This is a genomic window from Psychrobacter sp. CR212, from assembly GCF_059693765.1.
Genome location: NZ_JCATIF010000008.1, coordinates 12,895 through 31,398 on the forward strand (window position 1 = coordinate 12,895; position 18,504 = coordinate 31,398).

The window sequence follows — 18,504 nt, forward strand, 5'->3', positions numbered from 1 at the left end:
CCCATTCAAGGGAAGTTTTAATGTATAACGTAATTCATGTATAAACTACGGTTGACCTATCAGTATTAGCCGTTAGTATTGACACGCTGGATATTAACACCAAGGCTACGCAGCTTGTCTTCGACATGCTCATAACCACGGTCAATATGATAAATGCGGTCAATCAAGCTCTCGCCTTCTGCTGTTGCAGCCGCCATCACCAGTGACATAGAAGCACGTAAATCTGTTGCCATAACTGGTGCCGCCGTAAAGTTCTCGACACCTCTGATCACCGCAGTATGGCCATCCACTTGGATAGATGCCCCTAAACGATTAAGTTCAGGTACGTGCATATAGCGGTTTTCAAAGATGTTTTCGATAATGGTACTGGTCCCATCAGCCAGACAGCAAATCGCCATCAACTGCGCTTGCATGTCTGTTGGAAAACCTGGATGTGGCTGAGTCCGAATATTTACTGGCTTTGGACGACCTTTCATCTGCGCGCGAATCCAATCATCACCTGTGGTGATCACTGCACCCATCGCTTCAAACTTCTCAAGCACTGGGTACAATAAAGAGGCTGTAGTTTTTTTGGTCAACACATCCCCTTGAGTCATCAAGGCACCAGCAAGATATGAGCCTGTCTCAATACGATCCGGTACCACTGAATACTCACAACCGTGTAGACGTTCGACCCCTTCAATGGTCATGGTTGAGGTGCCGATACCGCTGATTTTGGCGCCCATCGCAACCAGCATATTGGCTAAATCGACTACTTCTGGCTCTAATGCACAGTTAGCCAAAACGGTCGTGCCTTTAGCCAATGCCGCTGCCATGATGACGTTTTCCGTACCGCCAACTGTCACCATATCAAATGAAAAGTGGCAACCAATCAGCTTACCACCTTTAGGCGCTTGCGCTTTCACGTAACCGTTCTCTACGCTGATTACCGCACCCATCGCTTCAAACGCTTTTAGATGCTGATCAACAGGACGTGAACCAATCGCACAGCCACCTGGCAACGACACTTCAGCTTCGCCAAAACGGGCCAGTAACGGCCCTAATACCAAAATTGACGCGCGCATGGTTTTTACCAAATCATACGGCGCATAAAAGTTATCAATAGTTTTGGTATCACAAGTGACCGTATCGCCCTGCTTTTGGATATCAATCCCCATGCCACTGATCAATTCAATCAATGTTCGTACGTCTTTTAATGACGGTACATTGTGCAATGTCGTTGGCGTCTCAGCCAATATCATCGCGGCAAGCAATGGCAAGGCGGCATTTTTGGCGCCTGAAATAGTAACTTCCCCTGCGATACGACTACTACCAGTGATTAAAAATTGATCCATAAAGGTGACAACCTAGCGATGAGTATAGAAAATGGTGAAAACGAGCAGTAAAGAATCCTTATGTCTGTTAAACGAACTCTTCGATTGCCAGTTAGATAGATAGCTATATAATTAGCCTTTTGATTGAGAGTCCCACTCAGCAGGAGTTAGCGCTTGAATATTGAGGGCGTGAATATCGCCACTCGCAATCTTATCATTAACCAGCGCATAAATGGCTTGCTGACGTTGAACGGCGCGTTTGCCTTCAAAGCTTGCATCAACCACGCGCACGTCAAATTTATTGCCTTGATTGGCAGCTTGGATAAAAGCGTCTGGGAAGTGAGTCTGTAAAAATGCGATCAAATCGTCAGCGTTCATGCTCATAAAATAGTCTGCCTTAACGTTTAGAATAGGGTATAGATTTAAAGTGATGACATTATAACAAGAGTTTGCCCATCTTACAGTACTGTCTTGCTCAAGTGTATTTGAGGACTGAAACCGTATCGAAAAATAAGCAGTCAAAAGCCCATGATATGAATAACAACAAGCTATTTGAGCATTGTGTCTAGATACGTCACTAATTGCGCACGCACATCATTGACCCAGCGTAGCGGCGGTGCCATTGCTCCAATGATAGTTGCGTGACTCGCGCCTTCGATTTCACCCGTCTGCACCGTTACCCCTGCCTCTTTCAATGCTTGCGTCATTTTGAGTGCATTGGTTGGATGCACCACTTTATCTTTTTCTGCGGTTAATAACAAATATGGTGGCTGTGCCCCTTTGATCTGACGGTCAGGCATGACTTGATCAGGCGTCGCATCTGAAGCAAAGGCTGTCGCACTATCGAATTTACGAAAGTCGTAGCTATAAGGTCCTGCAATACCAATCACGGTTGCAATGTCTGTTGGCTTAATACCATAAGGCGCCAAAAATTCTTCATTTGATACTGCGGCAACGGCGTTGAACGCGCCAGCAGAGTGTCCCATGACAGCAACACGCAATGGATCAGCATGCAAGCTGGTCGCATTCTCGATACTCCAAGCAATCGCTTGCGCGGCATCTTCGACATAATCGGGATAGACATGCTCGGGCACCTTACGATAATTAATCACTGCGGTGACATAACCTGCCTGCGCTAAGCTTTGACCGACAAAGGCATATTGATCTTTATTACCACTCTCCCAAGAACCGCCATGCACGAATACCACCATAGGGTAGTCATTATTGATAGCGCTTTGGGCTTTCATTGCCTGTGCCAAGGGCTTTGGATAGTAAATATCTAAATCTTGCAAAGGCTCATCACCGTATAAGATATCTTTACTTACCCCTACACCGCCACTAGAAGTAATGCCATTGACAAAGCCTAGCGGTGATAATGCCTGTGCACTTTGGGTGGCAAGCGCGATGCTGCCTAGCGCCAATGCTGCCGCTCCTACAACCCTTAGTCTGCGCGGGTGTTTACCAAAAAAATTATGATCAAAGTTCTTGCAGTTGTTCGCACCTGTCTTTTGTTTTATGTGATTTACCGAATCCTTCATTGCCAATACCTTGTTATAGTTATGGATCTTAAGATATGCATCTTATAGTTATGAATCATGCCTAACATCGTGAGCGCTCTATGGTCTCATTAGAACCTCTGATTCTGTGACGTTTCACTATTGATATAGTACTCACTGGCTGAGGATTTCTCGTGCTTTTACTGTTATACCTATTTAGGCTTATTGTGATTAATATCAAAAAAAGCTACTAGCATCCTATGATGTGACTGGTATCACATCTAGCTAAGTAGCTATTATACAAGCTCTTATTTATCGTCAATCATTGCTTGGTAGACTCAGCTTGGCAAACTCAGTAGTTTTACTGATTTTGATAAAGATCGATATATGGGCTTGATGATGGTTGCGCCGTAGTAGCCTCTTCTTCCGTTATTACTATCGGCGTTGCGGTACTGACAGCGGCATCTTGGACAGCTGGTGCGACCGCCGGATTGGCTAGGTTATTCTCGTACATAATATCATCATCGTTTATCTTTACACCTCTATCATCGACAACTGTCGTCAGCAGTACCAGCTCGGTCACCCCAACAGTGCTGTTCGCAACATCAATCAGGTTACTTTGTTGGGTGGGTGTCATGCGGCCCATAATATAGACCACGCCATTGTTGGTGACTGCTTTGATTTGTGAGGTTTTGACGCCATCGCTGGCGGCTATTTTTGCCAGTAGTTTTGAAGTGATATAACCATCATGAACCGTTGAGCTATAGCCTTTTGAAGCACTTACTTCCATCTCGTTGTAGACACGGCGTACATCTGGCATGGAGCTAACGACCTTTTCTACTTCTGCTTTGAGCGCTTCAGACGGTACTTCCCCTGTGAGCAGCACTTCGCTATTGAAGCTATCGATACCCATACGGCTGGTCTGCTGCAAGTCTTCTTTTAGCCCATACACGTTAATTTTGGCAGTATGCTCGATACTACGATCTAGTAGACGCTGCGGAATGGTGCGCTCAGTCATTGGCACACCGTAAGTTCCTTCTGTACTGTTGGTCAGATAGTTGGTGGCACAGCCTGTACTGACCACACAAGCAGCAAGCATAATGCCCGTCGTAATACAGCGTGATGAACCAAAAATAGCAGTGCGCAAATGCATCCGTGTCATTGTTTACCTCTTAGAGCATGGTGGTGACGGTGTTATAAATTCAATGAATTGAGTCAATTTTTATCTAGCAGTGATAAGACAAATTTCGTTAACAGCTACTTTACTTAATTTTGGCCAGCAGCGGTTAGGTTTTTGGTAACCAGTATTGCGCGCTAGATTCAGTCAGGCGCGCGAGTCATCCCGTATTTGCGTTATATATTTACTACCATGCACTGGCTACAAAGGCACCTTTAAGCCATTCCGGCTCATCACTCAACGGATTCTCTTTTGAGCTGAGCTTACCCGCCGTATTATAAGCAATGACATCAAAGCGGCAGTCATAATGAGCGTACTCAGGATGCTGCTGCAAAAAACATTGCGCCGCTTTAATCACTTTACGCTGCTTGCTTGTCGTCACGCTGAGTTCTGCATCGCCATAGACTGACCGCTTGCGTTGACGAACTTCGATAAATACTAGCGTTGACCATGCAGGTCCTGCTTCAATCATGACCAGATCTAGCTCGCCTATTTTTGGCTGTTGCCAGTTTTGCGCCACCAACCGTAACCCCTGTGCTTGTAAATACTCACACGCCTGCTGTTCAAACTGACTACCTTGGCGTTGTTTGGGTGAGGTTAAGCTCAAGGGTTTGTGATTCGCCATAAGGTTAATTCGTCTGCTTAACATTTGAGAATTATCATAGCACAACATGCTAAACTAGCCACTTCTGCGCGTTATGCTCTCAAAATCTATCGATTTGTTCACTAACTATTTGACTGAAAAATCATAGATAACGACTGGATATAATAGCGCACTATTATTAATAACCCGAGGTTTTCATGTCTACCCCTACTGCGATGCCAGCTTGTCTCTATATCGTTGCCACGCCGATTGGCAACTTGACCGACATGACGCCACACGCGATTGATGTTTTAAAGCAGGTCGCGATCATTGCCTGTGAAGATACTCGCACTTCAGGTAAGCTGTTGTCGCACTTTGGTATTGATACCAAAGGAAGCAAAACGGATGAGGCAAGAAGCTCAGAGACCCATCATGCCACAAGTAGTAACGAAGATGATGAGACCACAACGAAGCAAAAAGGCCATAATAAGCTATGGGCTTATCACGAACACAATAGCGCTATTCAAACGCCTAAAATCATTGAAATGATTGAGCAAGGTCATTCGGTTGCCTTGATTAGTGACGCTGGTACGCCACTGGTCAGTGACCCAGGTTATCAATTGGTACAGGCTGCACATGAAGCTGGCGTGACCGTATCTCCTATCGTTGGGGCTTCTGCTGCCATTGGCGCATTGTCAGTGGCAGGGTTGCCATCAGATCGATTTAGCTTTATTGGGTTTTTACCAGCCAAAACTCACGGTCGTCAAAAACAACTGAACGACTTGATCGCACGTACCGAAACGCTGATATTTTATGAAGCGCCGCATCGCATCGTATCTAGTCTAGAAGACATGGCGACGATATTTGGTGCAGACCGTGCAGTGACTTTTTGTCGTGAATTGACCAAGACGTTTGAAACCGTACATAAAAGCACCCTTGGCGAGTTGGTCGAGTTTGTCAAAGCAGATGACAATCAGCAACGCGGTGAGATCGTCGTGGTCGTCGCTGGCGTCGGTGTGGCAAAGGATACTGACGACATCAGTACTCATGATAAATTGCTACAGCGTTTGCTAGAGGATCTATCGGTCAAAAAAGCAGCCGCGCTGGCCTCTGATATCACTGGTGTAAAAAAGAATGCACTTTATCAGCGTCTACTAGAGCTGCAAGCTGACTAGTTTTTAACAATAAGAAAGATAACTGTTTATAAATTAATTGAAGAGAGGTAAGCAATGTACGATGTAATGGCGATAGGTAATGCGTTGGTTGATCACGAGTATGTGCTGTCAGATGCGGCACTAGAAGAGACCGAGCTGACCAAAGGTAATATGACACTAGCAGAGTTTGAGGAGCAGCAGCAACTACTGGCTTACTTTAAGTTGGCTGAGATTGAGCCATCAAAACAAGCCGGCGGTGGCTCAGCAGCCAATACAATGTTTACCTTTGCTAGCCTCGGCGGTAAGCCGTTTTATGCTTGCCGCGTCGGTGATGACGATCAAGGGGCGTTTTACCTCAGAGACTTGCACGAAGCAGGCGTCGCAACCTCAGACAAATCTATCCATGAAGGCGGCGTGACCGGCTCCTGCGTGGTCGCTGTCACCGAAGATGGCGAGCGTACCATGCAGACCTATCTTGGCACCTCAAGCGAGATCATGGCTGACAATGTTGATTTTGATGCGTTGACGCAAGCAGACTGGCTATATTTAGAAGGCTATTTGGCCATGTCTGAAAGCATCCAACCCGCGATGACGCAACTGCGCCAACAAGCCGGTATTCATAATGCAAAAATTGCCGTGAGTTTTGCGGATCCTGCTGTAGTGAAATTTGCCAAAGACGGCCTGCTTAACATGCTCGGCAATAAAGTCGCCGTGATATTCTGTAATAGCGAAGAAGCCAAGCTATTCACCGATAAAAAACAAGTCAAAGCCGCTGCCCGTGCCCTGCTTGAGCATTGCCAAACAGCGGTCGTCACTGATGGTGCCAACGGTGCGGTCATTGCCCACAAACCTGATGACGAATCGGAGATTGAAGTTTACGACGTGGCAACGCCAGCAGTAACGAGTGTCATCGATACCAACGGCGCAGGTGATAACTACGCGGGTGCCTTCTTGTATGCGCTATCACAGCATTATAGCTTGCCAGAGTGTGGACGTCTTGCCAGCGAAATATCGTCACAAGTCATCCAGCAGTTTGGACCACGTCTTGCCTCGCAGGATTACCGAGATATCGCTCAGCGTGTCCTATCTGCTTAAATGCTGAATATGTATATTTAACGCAAATAAAAAGCCCATATCAAGTCGATATGGGCTTTTTTGTTTATAGATTAGGGCGTGTTGAACATTCGCAAATAGGCACTGCTGATCGCTAAAATTGTTCCAGACAAGGCACAAAGCGACGATAATGCAGATGCCTTAGCGAGATTTGTAACGCAGTATGGAGCAATTTTAGCATCAGCCCGCAGGGACGGGACTCTTTTTTGCCGCTTCATCGTTAAAAATAAGCGCTTAGAATGACTAAACTTATTATTTTTAACATCGAATCGCCTAAAAAATAGTCGCTGTCAGTGCCATGGTCGAATGTTCAACACGCCCTATAATCACTCAAATAATTTTCCTAAATGAGCACGCTTTTATATTAAGCAGTAGCTAATGCTTGCGCAAGATCGGCTTTGATGTCTTCAATATGCTCGATACCAATAGACAAACGTACCATATCTTCACTAACGCCAGCTTGCTCAAGCTCCTGCCCATTTAACTGACGATGCGTCGTCGAAGCAGGATGACAGGCCAATGACTTGGCATCACCGATATTCACCAAGCGCGTAATCAGCTGTAGCGCATCGATAAAGCGCGACCCTGCCTCCAAACCGCCTTTTACGCCAAAGGTCAAAATAGCAGAAGGCGTGCCTTTCATATATTTTTGGGCAAGCTCATGCTCAGGATGGTCAGACAGGCCAGCATATTTTACCCAAGCGACCTTGTCATGGTCACGTAAGTATTCTGCAACCGCTTGTGCGTTCTGTACATGACGCTCCATCCGTAGGCTCAGCGTCTGCATCCCTTGCAAGATACTAAACGCATTAAGCGGACTAAGCGCCGCGCCCGTATTGCGTAGCGGTGCGACACGAGCGCGCGCGATAAAGGCAGGCGCGCCCACGTCTTTGACAAAATTCACCCCATGATAACTGGCATCTGGCGTGTTCAGTAATGGGAAACGCTCAGGATAATCGCCCCACGCAAACGTACCACTATCGATAATCGCACCACCAATCGACGTCCCCGTACCGCTCATATACTTAGTCAATGAATGCACCACAATGTCCGCACCAAACTCAAACGGACGGCATAGCGCAGGCGTGGCAACGGTATTGTCAATCACGACAGGCACACCGTACTCGTGAGCAATATCACTGAGCGCCTGAATATCTACGATATTACCTAGTGGGTTACCGATACTCTCGGCAAAGACCATTTTAGTCTTATCATCGATTAAATCACGAATGGCTTCTGGGTTTTTGTGGTCAAAAAAGCGCACCTCGATACCTTGACGCGGCAATGCATGCGCAAACAAATTGTAAGTACCGCCATATAGCGTCGATACGGCGACGATATTGTCACCTGCTTCACAAATGGTCTGGATCGCATAAGTGATAGCAGCCATACCAGAGGCGACCGCAAGCGCACCGATACCACCTTCAAGCGCAGCAACGCGCTCTTCTAGCACCGCATTGGTCGGGTTCATAATACGCGTATAGATATTGCCCGCGACCTTTAGATCAAACAGATCAGCACCATGCTGAGTGTTATCAAACGCATAGGAGCTGGTATGGTAGATAGGTACGGCGACGGATTTGGTGGTCGGCTCCACGCTATAGCCAGCATGAATCGCCAAGGTCTCAAGACGCTGGTTGTTCTTTAATTCTTGGGCTGCTTGTTCATCACTCATCGTACATTCCTTTGTATGGATCAAATGTATTGATCAAGATTTACTGATTCAAGAGTTCGCGTTTAAAAACTATCTCAAAAAGCTGTCTGCTAAATCATAGCAATAAAAAAAGCTGAGTTCATCATAACTCAGCTTCTTTATTAAAAGAATAGCAAAATACTAATTGTTTAACGACAAACATGCATAAGCGTTTTTATAACCGCTATGCTGCTTTTATTGGTTTTTTGCATTTATTTATAATAAGCATTTTCTGTGCGCGTATGGTCGGTATCATCAACCACTTGCGTCAGTTCTGGTATTTGCTGCTTAAGCTGTACTTCAACGCCTTGACGCAGTGTCATATCAACAGCTGAACAGCCTTGGCAACCACCGCCAAATTTCAAGACCGCGGTCAGGCCAATACCTTCTTCTTCAATCAATTCAAGCAACTGTACGTCACCGCCATGTGCTGCCAAGCCAGGGTTAATCTCCGACTGCAAGACATAGTTAATACGCTCTTCGACGCTCGCATCAGCACCTACTTTGGGTACTTTAGAGTTTGGCGCGCGGAAGGTCAGCTGACCACCAAAACGATCTTTATTGTAATCGATGACCGCATCTTCCAAATAAGGCACCGAGGCCGCTTCGATAAAGGCTGAAAAATCATCATAGGTCAAACACAAATCAGCGCTGTCTTCTTCGCCTGGTTGGTTGTAAGCCATGCAGCACTCTGCGCGCGGCGTGCCTGGATGCTCAACGAAGATACGCACACCGATACCATCAGTGTCTTGCTTGGCTAACAAGTCTGCCAAATAGCCTTGAGCAGACTCAGTGATAGTGATATTGCTTTTTGCTTCAACTTGCTCAGTATCTAATGCTGACTCATAGTCAGCGGCTTGATTTTGCTCACTCATAATGTTTCCTATGCATTGTGACACAAGCGCAATATCTATTATGGCTACTGTGTCGTGAATTTGAATTTTTCAAAATTTTTATGGCTTATATCAGTTTGCAAGCCATCAGTGCTTGAGGTTTATTATTGTAATGCACTGGCAGCAATAGTCATAAAATTTAATCCGTCTATAATGGCCATTATACCTGAATCAAGGAGTAATTCCGACCGCGCTACTGTGAATTGAACCGTGACCGCTGCAAATGGTTGTCATTGGTTTTTTCAATGGCACTACAAGTCAGTAGATTAGGCATTGTTTATATAATGACTGATAAGCTACCCTCTATATAAAGACAGCTGCATTATTTATCAAGCAGACTAAATACAAATAATGCCTACTAAGGATACACCCCTAAACATGTTTCCACTTGTCAGAAAGTCACAGGCTGTGTCAGTATTAGCGTCATTAATTTTTTATCAGTAAAAATAAATTGTAGGAAATTGGCGTCTATGAGTGAATTATCAGAGCAAGCTTCAGATAAGCAAAACCCCGAGCGAAAAAACAGCACACATTACCGTTATTTGGTTTTTATCGGGCGTTTCCAGCCGTTTCATTGTGGGCACAAGGCAGTCATTGACGAAGCGCTCAAACGCTCTGATGAAGTGATTATGCTGATTGGTTCGGCCAATCTACCACGCAGCTTACGTAATCCGTTTAGCGTCGCTGAACGCGCTGCGATGATCAAGGGCGCTTACTCAGCAGAAGACGCCGCTCGTATCCATTGCGTCGGTCTAGACGATGCACTATACAACGATACGCGCTGGCTACAATACGTCCAAGCAGGTGTAAAATCAGTCACGGGTGATTTGCAGACGGATATTGGTCTGATTGGTCACTCAAAAGACAGCTCATCATATTACTTATCACTGTTCCCTAACTGGGCATCGGTGTCAGTACCCAATTATCATAATCTATCAGCCACGCCTATTCGCGACAGCTATCTGATGGGCGCTACGCCAACGCCTGAGCGCACACCTGAGTCCACACGCAGCGTCCTCGATGCATTCAAAAAAACGGACGACTATCATCAACTGCATGAAGAAGCGGACTTTATTGATAAATACAAAAGACAGTGGCAATCTGCCCCCTATCCACCAACCTTCATGACGGCTGATGCGTTGATTGTACAGTCGGGGCACATCTTACTAGTCGAGCGACGTAGTATGCCAGGACGCGGATTGTGGGCATTACCGGGTGGTTTTTTAAACCCAAAAGAGACGCTATTTGACGCTTGTATTCGCGAGCTGCGTGAAGAGACACGCCTGAAAGTGCCTGAGCCCGTATTGCGCGGTTCTTGCCACAGTCAGCATACCTTTGATGACCCGTATCGTTCAGCACGCGGACGCACCATTACCCAAGCCTTTTACTTCCAGCTAAAAAACGACCCAAAAGGGTTGCCAAAAGTAAAAGGCGGTGATGATGCGACCAAAGCATTTTGGCTACCATTGGCAGAGCTTGATGCCAAAATGATGTTTGAAGATCATTATGCGATTATTACCAAAATGGTTGGGTTGTAGTTTTTCGTTATTAAACGGATGATCAGGTCATGGTCAAATCAACCCTCACTGATATCTACACAATGTATTTTTTAACTTTTTATACCAGTGCCGATAGACGGCACTCAACCGCCGCCACTGTTCTTTCAAAGCAGCTGCGGCAGCTCAAAGCAGAGGAGTTCTGTGATGTACACCAGTAATCTAAACAATTTAATCTTAAATAGTGACAGCTATAAAACCTCACATTGGGTGCAATATCCAAGTGGTAGTGAGTATCTGTCCAGCTACATTGAAGCGCGCAAAGGCGACTATGATGTGGTGTTCTTTGGTCTGCAGGCCTTTATCAAAGAGTACCTAAGCACTCCTATCACGCATCAAGATATCGACGAAGCCGAAAAAGTGATTAAAGCGCATGGCTTAACCTTTAATCGTGCGGGCTGGGAGCACTTGATTGAAAAACACAACGGCTATTTGCCACTGCGTATTCAAGCCGTTCCTGAGGGCAGCATCGCTCCGGCATCAAATGTAGTCTGCCAAGTTATCAACACTGATCCTGAGTTTTATTGGCTACCAAGTTATATCGAAACAGCGCTATTACGCGCGATTTGGTATCCGTCAACGGTCGCTAGTGTCTCTCGCTATTGCAAAGAGATTATCCGTCAAGCGCTAGAAAAGTCAGCGGACAATACAGAGTCGCTACCTTTTCGCTTACATGACTTTGGCGCGCGCGGTGCGTCGAGTCAGGAGACGGTTGCCCTTGGCAGCTTGGCGCATTTGGTCAACTTTGCTGGTACCGATTCAATGACAGCACTTATTGCGGCCAGTCGCTGGTATCAGATGGGTGATGACATGCCTGCGTTCTCTATCCCAGCGGCCGAACACAGCACAATGACGGCTTGGGGACGTGATGGAGAAACCGCTGCTTTTCACAATATGATTGAGCAGTTCGGCGGCGAAGATAAGGCTTTTTCAGTTGTGTCTGACAGCTACGACTTATGGAATGCGATCGACAATATCTGGGGCGACGCCTTAAAAGACGACATCAAAAACATGGGCGGTACCTTGGTCATTCGACCAGACAGTGGCGAGCCGACTAAAGTCGTCCGTGAAGCGCTAGAGCGCTTGGCGGTGAAGTTTGGCACGACGGTAAACAGCAAAGGCTATAAAGTTCTACCGGATTACGTGCGCATCATACAAGGCGATGGCATCAGCTCACAAAGCTTAAGCAAAATTATTGACGTGATAATCAAAGCAGGCTTTAGCATAGAAAACGTGACATTTGGTATGGGCGGTGGTCTATTGCAGCAAGTCAACCGTGACACCATGAGCTGGGCGATGAAATCGAGCGCTATCTGTATCGATGGCACATGGAAAGATATTTATAAAGACCCTATCACCAGCCGCTCAAAACGATCGAAAAAAGGGCGATTGGCACTGGTACAAGATGGCAATGGCCAGATCAAAACCATAAAAGAGCAAGCATTGGGTAGACCATCAGACAACCTATTACGCGATGTCTATGTTAATGGTCAATTATTGATTGAGGACAGCCTCACGATTATTAGGGAACGTGCAGGATGGTAGATACTAATAAACTAACATCTATCGCAAAAGATGTATTATTTGCGCCTGTTTATCTTTATCAGGGTCGTAAAATCAAGCGTGAAACCGTTCGTTTGCCGGAGCCAAACGGCGAAAGACATGGTATGGTTGAGCTATCAAAAGCAGATGATGGACTGTCATCTAAAAGCCAAGAGACGCTCAATTTGATGGTCGTGGGCGACTCAGCGGCAGCAGGTGTCGGTAGCCAAACTCAGCAAGAAGCGCTGGTTGGTAAGCTGATTCCGATATTGGAACAGAATGCCGTTATTCGATCGAACTTTGCACAGCTCAATTGGTCATTACAAGCGACGACTGGTCATACTAGCTTTGATATTTTGCGCAGATTATATGTCCTCCCTACTCCTGACCAACCTATCGATGTGATGTTGCTGAGCGTTGGGGTCAACGATACGACGTCCAATGTCTCTGTGCATCAATGGCAGCAGCAAATTGAAGATACCATTGATATTGCGCAGCGTAAATTTGGCGTACGCGAGTTGATTTTTTTGAGCTTACCACCGATGGCGCAGATGCCTGCGATTTCCTCCCCACTCAATAATTTTGTTGGGGCAAAGGCCTCAATACTTGATGAGATATTGCAAAAAATCTGCGCTGCTCATGACGGTGTCAACTATATGGCAACTGACTTTGCACGTATGATAAAAGAGCATGGCAATGGTCAGCCTATTGATATTGCCGTGATGTTCGCCAGTGATGGCTTTCATCCTAGCAGCCTAATGTACGGTTATTGGGCACAGCAGATCGTAGAGAACATGACCCAACTGTTAGACTCACCCACCGCTCAGACGGATTGCTAAAAACACGCAAGTATTGATCTATCGACACAAAAAAACCGCTGAATCATCAGCGGTTTTTTATTACTTAGCAAAACACATTTACACCATAGGTATAAATTATTCAGCAGCGTCAGCAGCTTTCTTGCTACGGCCACCAAATGCACCAAAGCGTTTGTTGAAGCTTGCAACACGGCCTTCAGTAGAGGTTTTACGTTGCTCACCAGTATAGAATGGATGCGACGCACTTGAGATATCAAGTGGGTAGTATGGGTATTCTTTACCTTCGTATTCGCGAGTCGCTTTAGTCTTAGCCGTTGAACGAGTCAAAAAGAACACGTCAGCGTTTGTATCATGGAATAAAACTTCTTGGTAATCAGGATGGATATCTTTACGCATAATAAACTCTCTAGGTCCGATGTATGTATGGCAATTTGCGTCAACATCATGAGCGATGTCTCAAGCAAACGAAAACATACGTAACTGAGGCACTAAGGACATTATAAGTATGGCAACTGCGTCACTGGCTTATTCCAGCACAAAGCACCACTCTTCTGCTCACTTAGCCTTTCCCCAGCGGGAAAATTAAACCGCGATTTTAACGGTTTTTGTCACCCAACGCAAGCCGCAGTTGTGATAGAGATATGTGATAAGTTGTCACCAATACACAAATAGTGTTGAGATGTACGAGTTAACCCAGTACAATACTTTGGTTAGTTAAATTAATCAATTATATAGATATCTGTAGTTAAGCTAACGAGATTTAGCTTTTCTTTGCCATTTATCTATCGAACATTTATGCGATATGGCTAGTCAGTTTTCTACAAAAAATATCGCACTCTTTGTTCATCGGTAAGCACAACTTCCCTAACACTAAATAAGGACCATTCAATGATAAACACTACCATCAAAACCACTACTAAGGCACTATTAATCAGCTCAGCACTTGCTATCACGACTATGGCAAGCGCTGCTCTACCAACTCAGTGGCAACTAGATAATTCACATACTCGTGTCGGTTTCTCTGTTGAGCATATGGGATTTTCTACGGTTATGGGGCACTTTAGTGATGTCGACGGCACTGTACAGTTCGATCTAAAAAACCCAAATCAAACTCAATTTAACTTTGTTGTAGATACAGACAGTATTGATACTGGTTGGGAAGCCCGTGACAAGCATCTGAAAACCGACGAGTTTTTCAATGTTGAGAAGTACCCTACCATGAGCTTTAAATCCACTCAGGTTAACTTTATCAATCCACAACAAGCAAAAGTCACTGGCGACTTTACTTTACTTGGTCAAACCAAACCATTAACACTTAACCTAACGCTAAAGAAAATCGATAACAGTCCTTTGACCAAAGAACCTGTGGTTGGCTTCCGTGCAACAGGTAACATCGATCGTACAGCGTATGGCATGGACGCTTACTCACAAGGCATCACCACCAATGTGCCTATTCAGATAGATGGTGAGTTGGTAGAAAAGAAGTCAAAATAAGTCTTGTTAGCTTCTAGCATTTACTACTAGCCATAAAAAAGCAGCCTCTATGATAGGGCTGCTTTTTTGTCTTAAGCTACTTTTACCTTAAGATAATATCGTGACACCTTATTTGGTTGGAATAACATGCCAAACGTCAAATTTGTTATCGCCGTCTTTGTCACCCACCTTTGTATCATTAGCATAGAAGTATAATGGTTTACCATTCATAGCCCATTGATACTTACCATCTTCACGCTTGAACGCTGCAAACTGGCCAGAAGCTTTAGCATTGCTTGGTGCTTGGAAGATTGGCCACACAACTTGACACGCTGTGCCGCAATCTGACTTATTCATTGAATCTTTGTCATAGGTATAAAGCGTCATGTGATTGGTTGCATCAACCAACACGCCATTTTTGCTAGCGACAGGGGCAGTGTTGTTATTGGTCGCTTGGACTTCGTGCGTGCCTGACATGTCATTTCCAACAACACTTTTTAGGGTCGTACAGCCTGTCAATGCCAATACCCCTGTTAGTGCAGATAACATCATGATATTTTTCATAGCAACTTCCTTGTCATTTTGATAATTGTAATAGTAAATTTTATGAACCGTTTTTATTTTTTGATGTGAAAGCAATAAAAACAAAGCTTTAACTTCACTTGAGCAAAATGAATATAGCATACAGTTTTTGGCGGTGATGGCCATCAATATACAAACTTACAAAAGTGGCTGAATCTTACAAAATGCTTAAACACAAGCCTTTTTGGCTACAGAAAGCTGACCTTAATCCCATTCTCCAGATGTTGCACTCGACCTCGCCTATTAGAAACTGCCCAAGGCCACCTCACCTCGTTGACAAAACTCATGCATCTACTTACGTATTTGTCATCATATTGTCTGTAGTTCTTCGTAAAATGAACTTATAGAAATGAAGTATTACTACACAATGGAAAATCCCTCTGTTGTGGCTTATAAATAAATATTGAACTTAGCGACCTTCGCACGCATATCAATAGTTACAAGACATTTAACGATTACACCGAGCATGGCCTGATGCAAATGCTACTAAGGATATAATGACGACAATGACTCAGTCTTCTAATAAAAATCACGCTCATTCTGTCAAACAAGATGATTCTTCTAAGGTGCTGTCTTATGGAGATTATCAAAACTCGCCCACCAAACGTCCTACTAAACGCATCGGTATTTTGGGCGGCGGTACTGCAGGCTCAACGATTGCTATTCGCTTTGCCGCACTAGGGCTTGAGACTTATTTGTTTGAGAAGAAAAAATCACTCATTGATGGTCCACCAATGTGTCATTTGCATGCTGGCGGCAACTTGTACCGCGAGATACCTGATGAAGATTGTGTGGCGCTCCTCAAGCAATGTATTGACATATTACGTCTCTATCCTTATACCATCGACGTTCGTCCTACTGTATTTGCGGTGCCGACACGCGATGAGGGATTGCCTGAAGATTTGCTACCGCGTTTGGATATTTTGACAGCGGCGTATCAAGATCTTATCGAGCAGGATGTCAACAATAAAGTACTTGGCGAACCTGAGGATTACTATCAGCTCTATAGCTATGAGCAGTTGCTTGAGTTGTCTGAGCGTGAGCAAGTTGAAGTACCAAGTACGGTTGATGAGTGGATGATACCCGTTGCCAAATATTTAGATTTGAACAAGGTCAAATTTCCGCTGATTGTCGTACAAGAATATGGCTGGAATATATTTCGCTTGGCGGCTTCTGCGCAGTTGGCGCTTGAAGAATATGATCATGCCCATGTCTTTACTGACACCACAGTACAAAAAGTAGTCCCTGTGGATTGTGAAAACTGCACCAATGCCGATCACCATGTTACCAAATGGCGCATTGACTATCAGCAAGCAAACGACTCTCAAGCTGAATCTATCGAAGTCGATTATTTGGTCAATGCTTGCGGTTTTCGCACTGGTGTCATCGATGACATGGTCGGTGTTGAAGTCACGCGCATGGTCGAGTTTAAATCCTCTTATGTCACCCATTGGGGCGATGCAGGTGGACAGATACCTGAGATTATTGTGTATGGTCAACGAGGTACGCCCGAAGGCATGGCGCAGTTAACCCCCTATCCGGGTGGGTATTTTCAGATACATGGCATGAGTAAAGCCATTACCTTATTTGATGACGGTCTGGTCGCATCTAGCTCAGACAGCGCTCAGCCTAAACTACCACAGCAATACGTACACTATATCGAGGATGGCTGGGACAAAGCGCCGCTACAAGCGCGTAGCCAGCAGGCGATTGAATATGTGGCTGAGTTTGTACCGACATTCAATAGTGCACGCACTGTTGGCAATGCGCTATATGGTGGGCAGCAAATTCCTGGAGAAGATGATACGTTGCGAGTGGCTGACGTAAGCTTGTATTCTAATATACGTTACGCTCGTGCAGAAAATGTCAAAGCATCTTCAACCTTGATCGCTGCTGATCAGATAGTGAATGAGCTGACGACGCTCGGATTGATACAGAACGATACGCCAATGAATCGTAGCCGCTACGCACACGAATGGTCGTACTTGACACATAACGATGGTCTGGCTGTTGATAAGGTTGCACGTGTACTCGCTGAGCAGCGTGGATTTCCAATAGCAATGGCAGATGTCAATCATAGTATTCGTGAAGCAGCACTGGATGATCTCTCACCCGCTGGTGTATAGCCGATATTAGTCATTTCTAGCGTTTACGGTTAGCTTTATGAATATAAAACTGACTATAAAAAAGGAGCGGACAACCAATAATCGGTTATCTGCTCCTTTTTTACGTGATTGCTTTTGATTGCTCGATTTTATAAAGCTTAGCTGTTGCTACCAGCCATTTTTTCTGTATCTACATGATCATTGATGGTCACGACGGTCTGTAGCATCTCGATTGCCTCGTTGATGGTATTGCACACCACCAAACGATCTAAATCTTGCTGCTTCATAAACCCTTGCTCGGTGGTATATTTTAGATGCTCAATCATACGGTCATAAAAACCATTGATATTGAGAATAATCATTGGCTTTTCATGTTGATACAGCTGACGCCATGTGGCGATTTCCATAATTTCTTCTAGTGTGCCCAGTCCGCCCGGCAAGGTAATAAAGGCATCAGCATACTCTGCCATAACGGTCTTACGCGTGTGCATGGTATCGGTCAAATGCAAGCGAGTCAGCTGCTCATGAGCGATTTCGTGCTTGAGCATAAAGGTTGGAATGACGCCTACCGCCTCAGCACCGCCTTTGATGACCTCATCTGCGACCGCGCCCATGAGACCAATGCTAGCACCGCCATATACCAGTCCCATACCATTATCTGCCAACGCACTGCCAAGCTCGCGTGCTGCCTGCTCATACACATCATTGTTGCCCAAGCGTGAACCGCAATATACGGCCACTAGCGGCATCGTTAGTATTGATTTATCCACGGCTTTTTCTATATTGGTGATGTCTTTGCTCGTGATTACATCATAAGTATCATCGTTGATTTTCATTTGCATATAGTTTCCTTAATTTATCGATCATTTTTTATTAAGTGTTTGTTATTAGTAAAGGTCAAATACCACACGTTTCATTTATAGTGTTATGCACGCCATTTATAGAATGAGTTCAACCAAGTCATACAAAACTTGAAAGTCATATTTGAGTACCTGTCTCGCTAGTA

17 protein-coding genes are annotated in these 18,504 nt (G+C 45.0%); 7 read left to right on the forward strand and 10 right to left on the reverse strand.

Annotation, left to right across the window (positions count from 1 at the left end; all coding sequences use genetic code 11):
- Nucleotides 1-65 precede the first annotated feature (65 nt).
- The 5 genes from murA to AC58CZ_RS12675 all read right to left on the reverse strand — a co-directional run bounded on the left by murA (nucleotide 66) and on the right by AC58CZ_RS12675 (nucleotide 4,659).
- Nucleotides 66-1,334: a UDP-N-acetylglucosamine 1-carboxyvinyltransferase gene (murA, locus tag AC58CZ_RS12655; RefSeq protein WP_494224830.1), complete on the reverse strand. Its 1,269-nt coding sequence runs from the start codon at nucleotides 1,332-1,334 to the stop codon at nucleotides 66-68.
- A gap of 111 nt (nucleotides 1,335-1,445) precedes the next feature.
- Entirely contained in the window at nucleotides 1,446-1,697 is a 252-nt protein-coding gene (locus AC58CZ_RS12660) for a BolA/IbaG family iron-sulfur metabolism protein (RefSeq protein ID WP_494224831.1), read from the reverse strand.
- Nucleotides 1,698-1,861: 164 nt separating this feature from the next.
- Nucleotides 1,862-2,851: an alpha/beta fold hydrolase gene (locus tag AC58CZ_RS12665; RefSeq protein WP_494224832.1), complete on the reverse strand. Its 990-nt coding sequence runs from the start codon at nucleotides 2,849-2,851 to the stop codon at nucleotides 1,862-1,864.
- Between the two features lie 319 nt (nucleotides 2,852-3,170).
- On the reverse strand, nucleotides 3,171-3,971 hold the full coding sequence (locus AC58CZ_RS12670) for a BON domain-containing protein (protein ID WP_313907270.1): 801 nt from the start codon (nucleotides 3,969-3,971) through the stop codon (nucleotides 3,171-3,173).
- Between the two features lie 202 nt (nucleotides 3,972-4,173).
- Nucleotides 4,174-4,659: a YraN family protein gene (locus AC58CZ_RS12675; protein ID WP_494224833.1), complete on the reverse strand. Its 486-nt coding sequence runs from the start codon at nucleotides 4,657-4,659 to the stop codon at nucleotides 4,174-4,176.
- A gap of 128 nt (nucleotides 4,660-4,787) precedes the next feature.
- Here AC58CZ_RS12675 and rsmI point away from each other — a divergent pair, with 128 nt between their 5' ends.
- Together rsmI and AC58CZ_RS12685 are read left to right on the forward strand one after the other, a co-directional pair.
- Entirely contained in the window at nucleotides 4,788-5,744 is a 957-nt protein-coding gene (gene rsmI / locus AC58CZ_RS12680) for a 16S rRNA (cytidine(1402)-2'-O)-methyltransferase (protein WP_494224834.1), read from the forward strand.
- A gap of 54 nt (nucleotides 5,745-5,798) precedes the next feature.
- Nucleotides 5,799-6,818: a PfkB family carbohydrate kinase gene (locus tag AC58CZ_RS12685; RefSeq protein WP_494224835.1), complete on the forward strand. Its 1,020-nt coding sequence runs from the start codon at nucleotides 5,799-5,801 to the stop codon at nucleotides 6,816-6,818.
- Between the two features lie 382 nt (nucleotides 6,819-7,200).
- Here the strand turns inward: AC58CZ_RS12685 and AC58CZ_RS12690 are convergent, their stop codons facing one another.
- Nucleotides 7,201-8,511, reverse strand: a complete 1,311-nt coding sequence (locus tag AC58CZ_RS12690; protein ID WP_494224836.1) for an aminotransferase class I/II-fold pyridoxal phosphate-dependent enzyme — start codon at nucleotides 8,509-8,511, stop codon at nucleotides 7,201-7,203.
- A 230-nt stretch (nucleotides 8,512-8,741) separates the two neighbouring features.
- Nucleotides 8,742-9,404 (reverse strand): Fe-S biogenesis protein NfuA, encoded by a 663-nt coding sequence (nfuA, locus tag AC58CZ_RS12695; protein ID WP_058025134.1) that lies wholly within the window; start codon nucleotides 9,402-9,404, stop codon nucleotides 8,742-8,744.
- A gap of 488 nt (nucleotides 9,405-9,892) precedes the next feature.
- Between nfuA and AC58CZ_RS12700 the strand changes: the two genes are divergently transcribed.
- From AC58CZ_RS12700 to AC58CZ_RS12710, 3 genes are all read left to right on the forward strand, one after another.
- Nucleotides 9,893-10,960 carry a bifunctional nicotinamide-nucleotide adenylyltransferase/Nudix hydroxylase gene (locus AC58CZ_RS12700; RefSeq protein WP_284719735.1) on the forward strand — a complete coding sequence of 356 codons (1,068 nt, stop codon included), beginning with the start codon at nucleotides 9,893-9,895 and terminating at the stop codon, nucleotides 10,958-10,960.
- 165 nt (nucleotides 10,961-11,125) lie between these two features.
- Nucleotides 11,126-12,523: a nicotinate phosphoribosyltransferase gene (locus AC58CZ_RS12705; RefSeq protein ID WP_494224837.1), complete on the forward strand. Its 1,398-nt coding sequence runs from the start codon at nucleotides 11,126-11,128 to the stop codon at nucleotides 12,521-12,523.
- Entirely contained in the window at nucleotides 12,517-13,359 is an 843-nt protein-coding gene (locus AC58CZ_RS12710) for a GDSL-type esterase/lipase family protein (protein ID WP_494224838.1), read from the forward strand. Before AC58CZ_RS12705 ends, AC58CZ_RS12710 begins: the two co-directional genes overlap by 7 nt.
- 96 nt (nucleotides 13,360-13,455) lie before the next feature.
- Here AC58CZ_RS12710 and AC58CZ_RS12715 read toward each other — a convergent pair whose 3' ends face one another.
- Complete coding sequence (locus tag AC58CZ_RS12715) at nucleotides 13,456-13,734, reverse strand: type B 50S ribosomal protein L31 (RefSeq protein WP_075107333.1); 279 nt, start codon at nucleotides 13,732-13,734, stop codon at nucleotides 13,456-13,458.
- 492 nt (nucleotides 13,735-14,226) lie between these two features.
- On the opposite strand from AC58CZ_RS12715, the gene AC58CZ_RS12720 reads away from it, so the two are divergent.
- Entirely contained in the window at nucleotides 14,227-14,832 is a 606-nt protein-coding gene (locus AC58CZ_RS12720; protein WP_071002900.1) for a YceI family protein, read from the forward strand.
- Nucleotides 14,833-14,940: 108 nt separating this feature from the next.
- On the opposite strand, the gene AC58CZ_RS12725 is transcribed toward AC58CZ_RS12720, so the two are convergent.
- Entirely contained in the window at nucleotides 14,941-15,375 is a 435-nt protein-coding gene (locus AC58CZ_RS12725; RefSeq protein WP_494224839.1) for a COG4315 family predicted lipoprotein, read from the reverse strand.
- A 515-nt stretch (nucleotides 15,376-15,890) separates the two neighbouring features.
- Between AC58CZ_RS12725 and AC58CZ_RS12730 the strand changes: the two genes are divergently transcribed.
- Entirely contained in the window at nucleotides 15,891-17,519 is a 1,629-nt protein-coding gene (locus AC58CZ_RS12730) for an FAD-dependent oxidoreductase (RefSeq protein WP_494224840.1), read from the forward strand.
- A gap of 137 nt (nucleotides 17,520-17,656) precedes the next feature.
- On the opposite strand, the gene AC58CZ_RS12735 is transcribed toward AC58CZ_RS12730, so the two are convergent.
- The gene (locus tag AC58CZ_RS12735) at nucleotides 17,657-18,340 is read right to left on the reverse strand and encodes a TIGR00730 family Rossman fold protein (protein WP_494224841.1); all 684 of its coding nucleotides are present in this window, start codon (nucleotides 18,338-18,340) and stop codon (nucleotides 17,657-17,659) included.
- Nucleotides 18,341-18,504: the final 164 nt, after the last annotated feature.

Bases quoted from the DNA above. Each gene is read 5' to 3' on its own strand.
- AC58CZ_RS12685 (WP_494224835.1), top strand. From the start codon at position 5,799: ATGTACGATGTAATGGCGATAGGTAATGCGTTGGTTGATCACGAGTAT.
- AC58CZ_RS12720 (WP_071002900.1), top strand. From the start codon at position 14,227: ATGATAAACACTACCATCAAAACCACTACTAAGGCACTATTAATCAGC.
- AC58CZ_RS12705 (WP_494224837.1), top strand. From the start codon at position 11,126: ATGTACACCAGTAATCTAAACAATTTAATCTTAAATAGTGACAGCTAT.
- AC58CZ_RS12665 (WP_494224832.1), bottom strand. From the start codon at position 2,851: ATGAAGGATTCGGTAAATCACATAAAACAAAAGACAGGTGCGAACAAC.
- AC58CZ_RS12730 (WP_494224840.1), top strand. From the start codon at position 15,891: ATGACGACAATGACTCAGTCTTCTAATAAAAATCACGCTCATTCTGTC.
- nfuA (WP_058025134.1), bottom strand. From the start codon at position 9,404: ATGAGTGAGCAAAATCAAGCCGCTGACTATGAGTCAGCATTAGATACT.
- AC58CZ_RS12675 (WP_494224833.1), bottom strand. From the start codon at position 4,659: ATGTTGTGCTATGATAATTCTCAAATGTTAAGCAGACGAATTAACCTT.
- rsmI (WP_494224834.1), top strand. From the start codon at position 4,788: ATGTCTACCCCTACTGCGATGCCAGCTTGTCTCTATATCGTTGCCACG.
- AC58CZ_RS12670 (WP_313907270.1), bottom strand. From the start codon at position 3,971: ATGACACGGATGCATTTGCGCACTGCTATTTTTGGTTCATCACGCTGT.
- AC58CZ_RS12735 (WP_494224841.1), bottom strand. From the start codon at position 18,340: ATGCAAATGAAAATCAACGATGATACTTATGATGTAATCACGAGCAAA.
- AC58CZ_RS12690 (WP_494224836.1), bottom strand. From the start codon at position 8,511: ATGAGTGATGAACAAGCAGCCCAAGAATTAAAGAACAACCAGCGTCTT.
- AC58CZ_RS12725 (WP_494224839.1), bottom strand. From the start codon at position 15,375: ATGAAAAATATCATGATGTTATCTGCACTAACAGGGGTATTGGCATTG.
- murA (WP_494224830.1), bottom strand. From the start codon at position 1,334: ATGGATCAATTTTTAATCACTGGTAGTAGTCGTATCGCAGGGGAAGTT.
- AC58CZ_RS12660 (WP_494224831.1), bottom strand. From the start codon at position 1,697: ATGAGCATGAACGCTGACGATTTGATCGCATTTTTACAGACTCACTTC.
- AC58CZ_RS12700 (WP_284719735.1), top strand. From the start codon at position 9,893: ATGAGTGAATTATCAGAGCAAGCTTCAGATAAGCAAAACCCCGAGCGA.
- AC58CZ_RS12710 (WP_494224838.1), top strand. From the start codon at position 12,517: ATGGTAGATACTAATAAACTAACATCTATCGCAAAAGATGTATTATTT.
- AC58CZ_RS12715 (WP_075107333.1), bottom strand. From the start codon at position 13,734: ATGCGTAAAGATATCCATCCTGATTACCAAGAAGTTTTATTCCATGAT.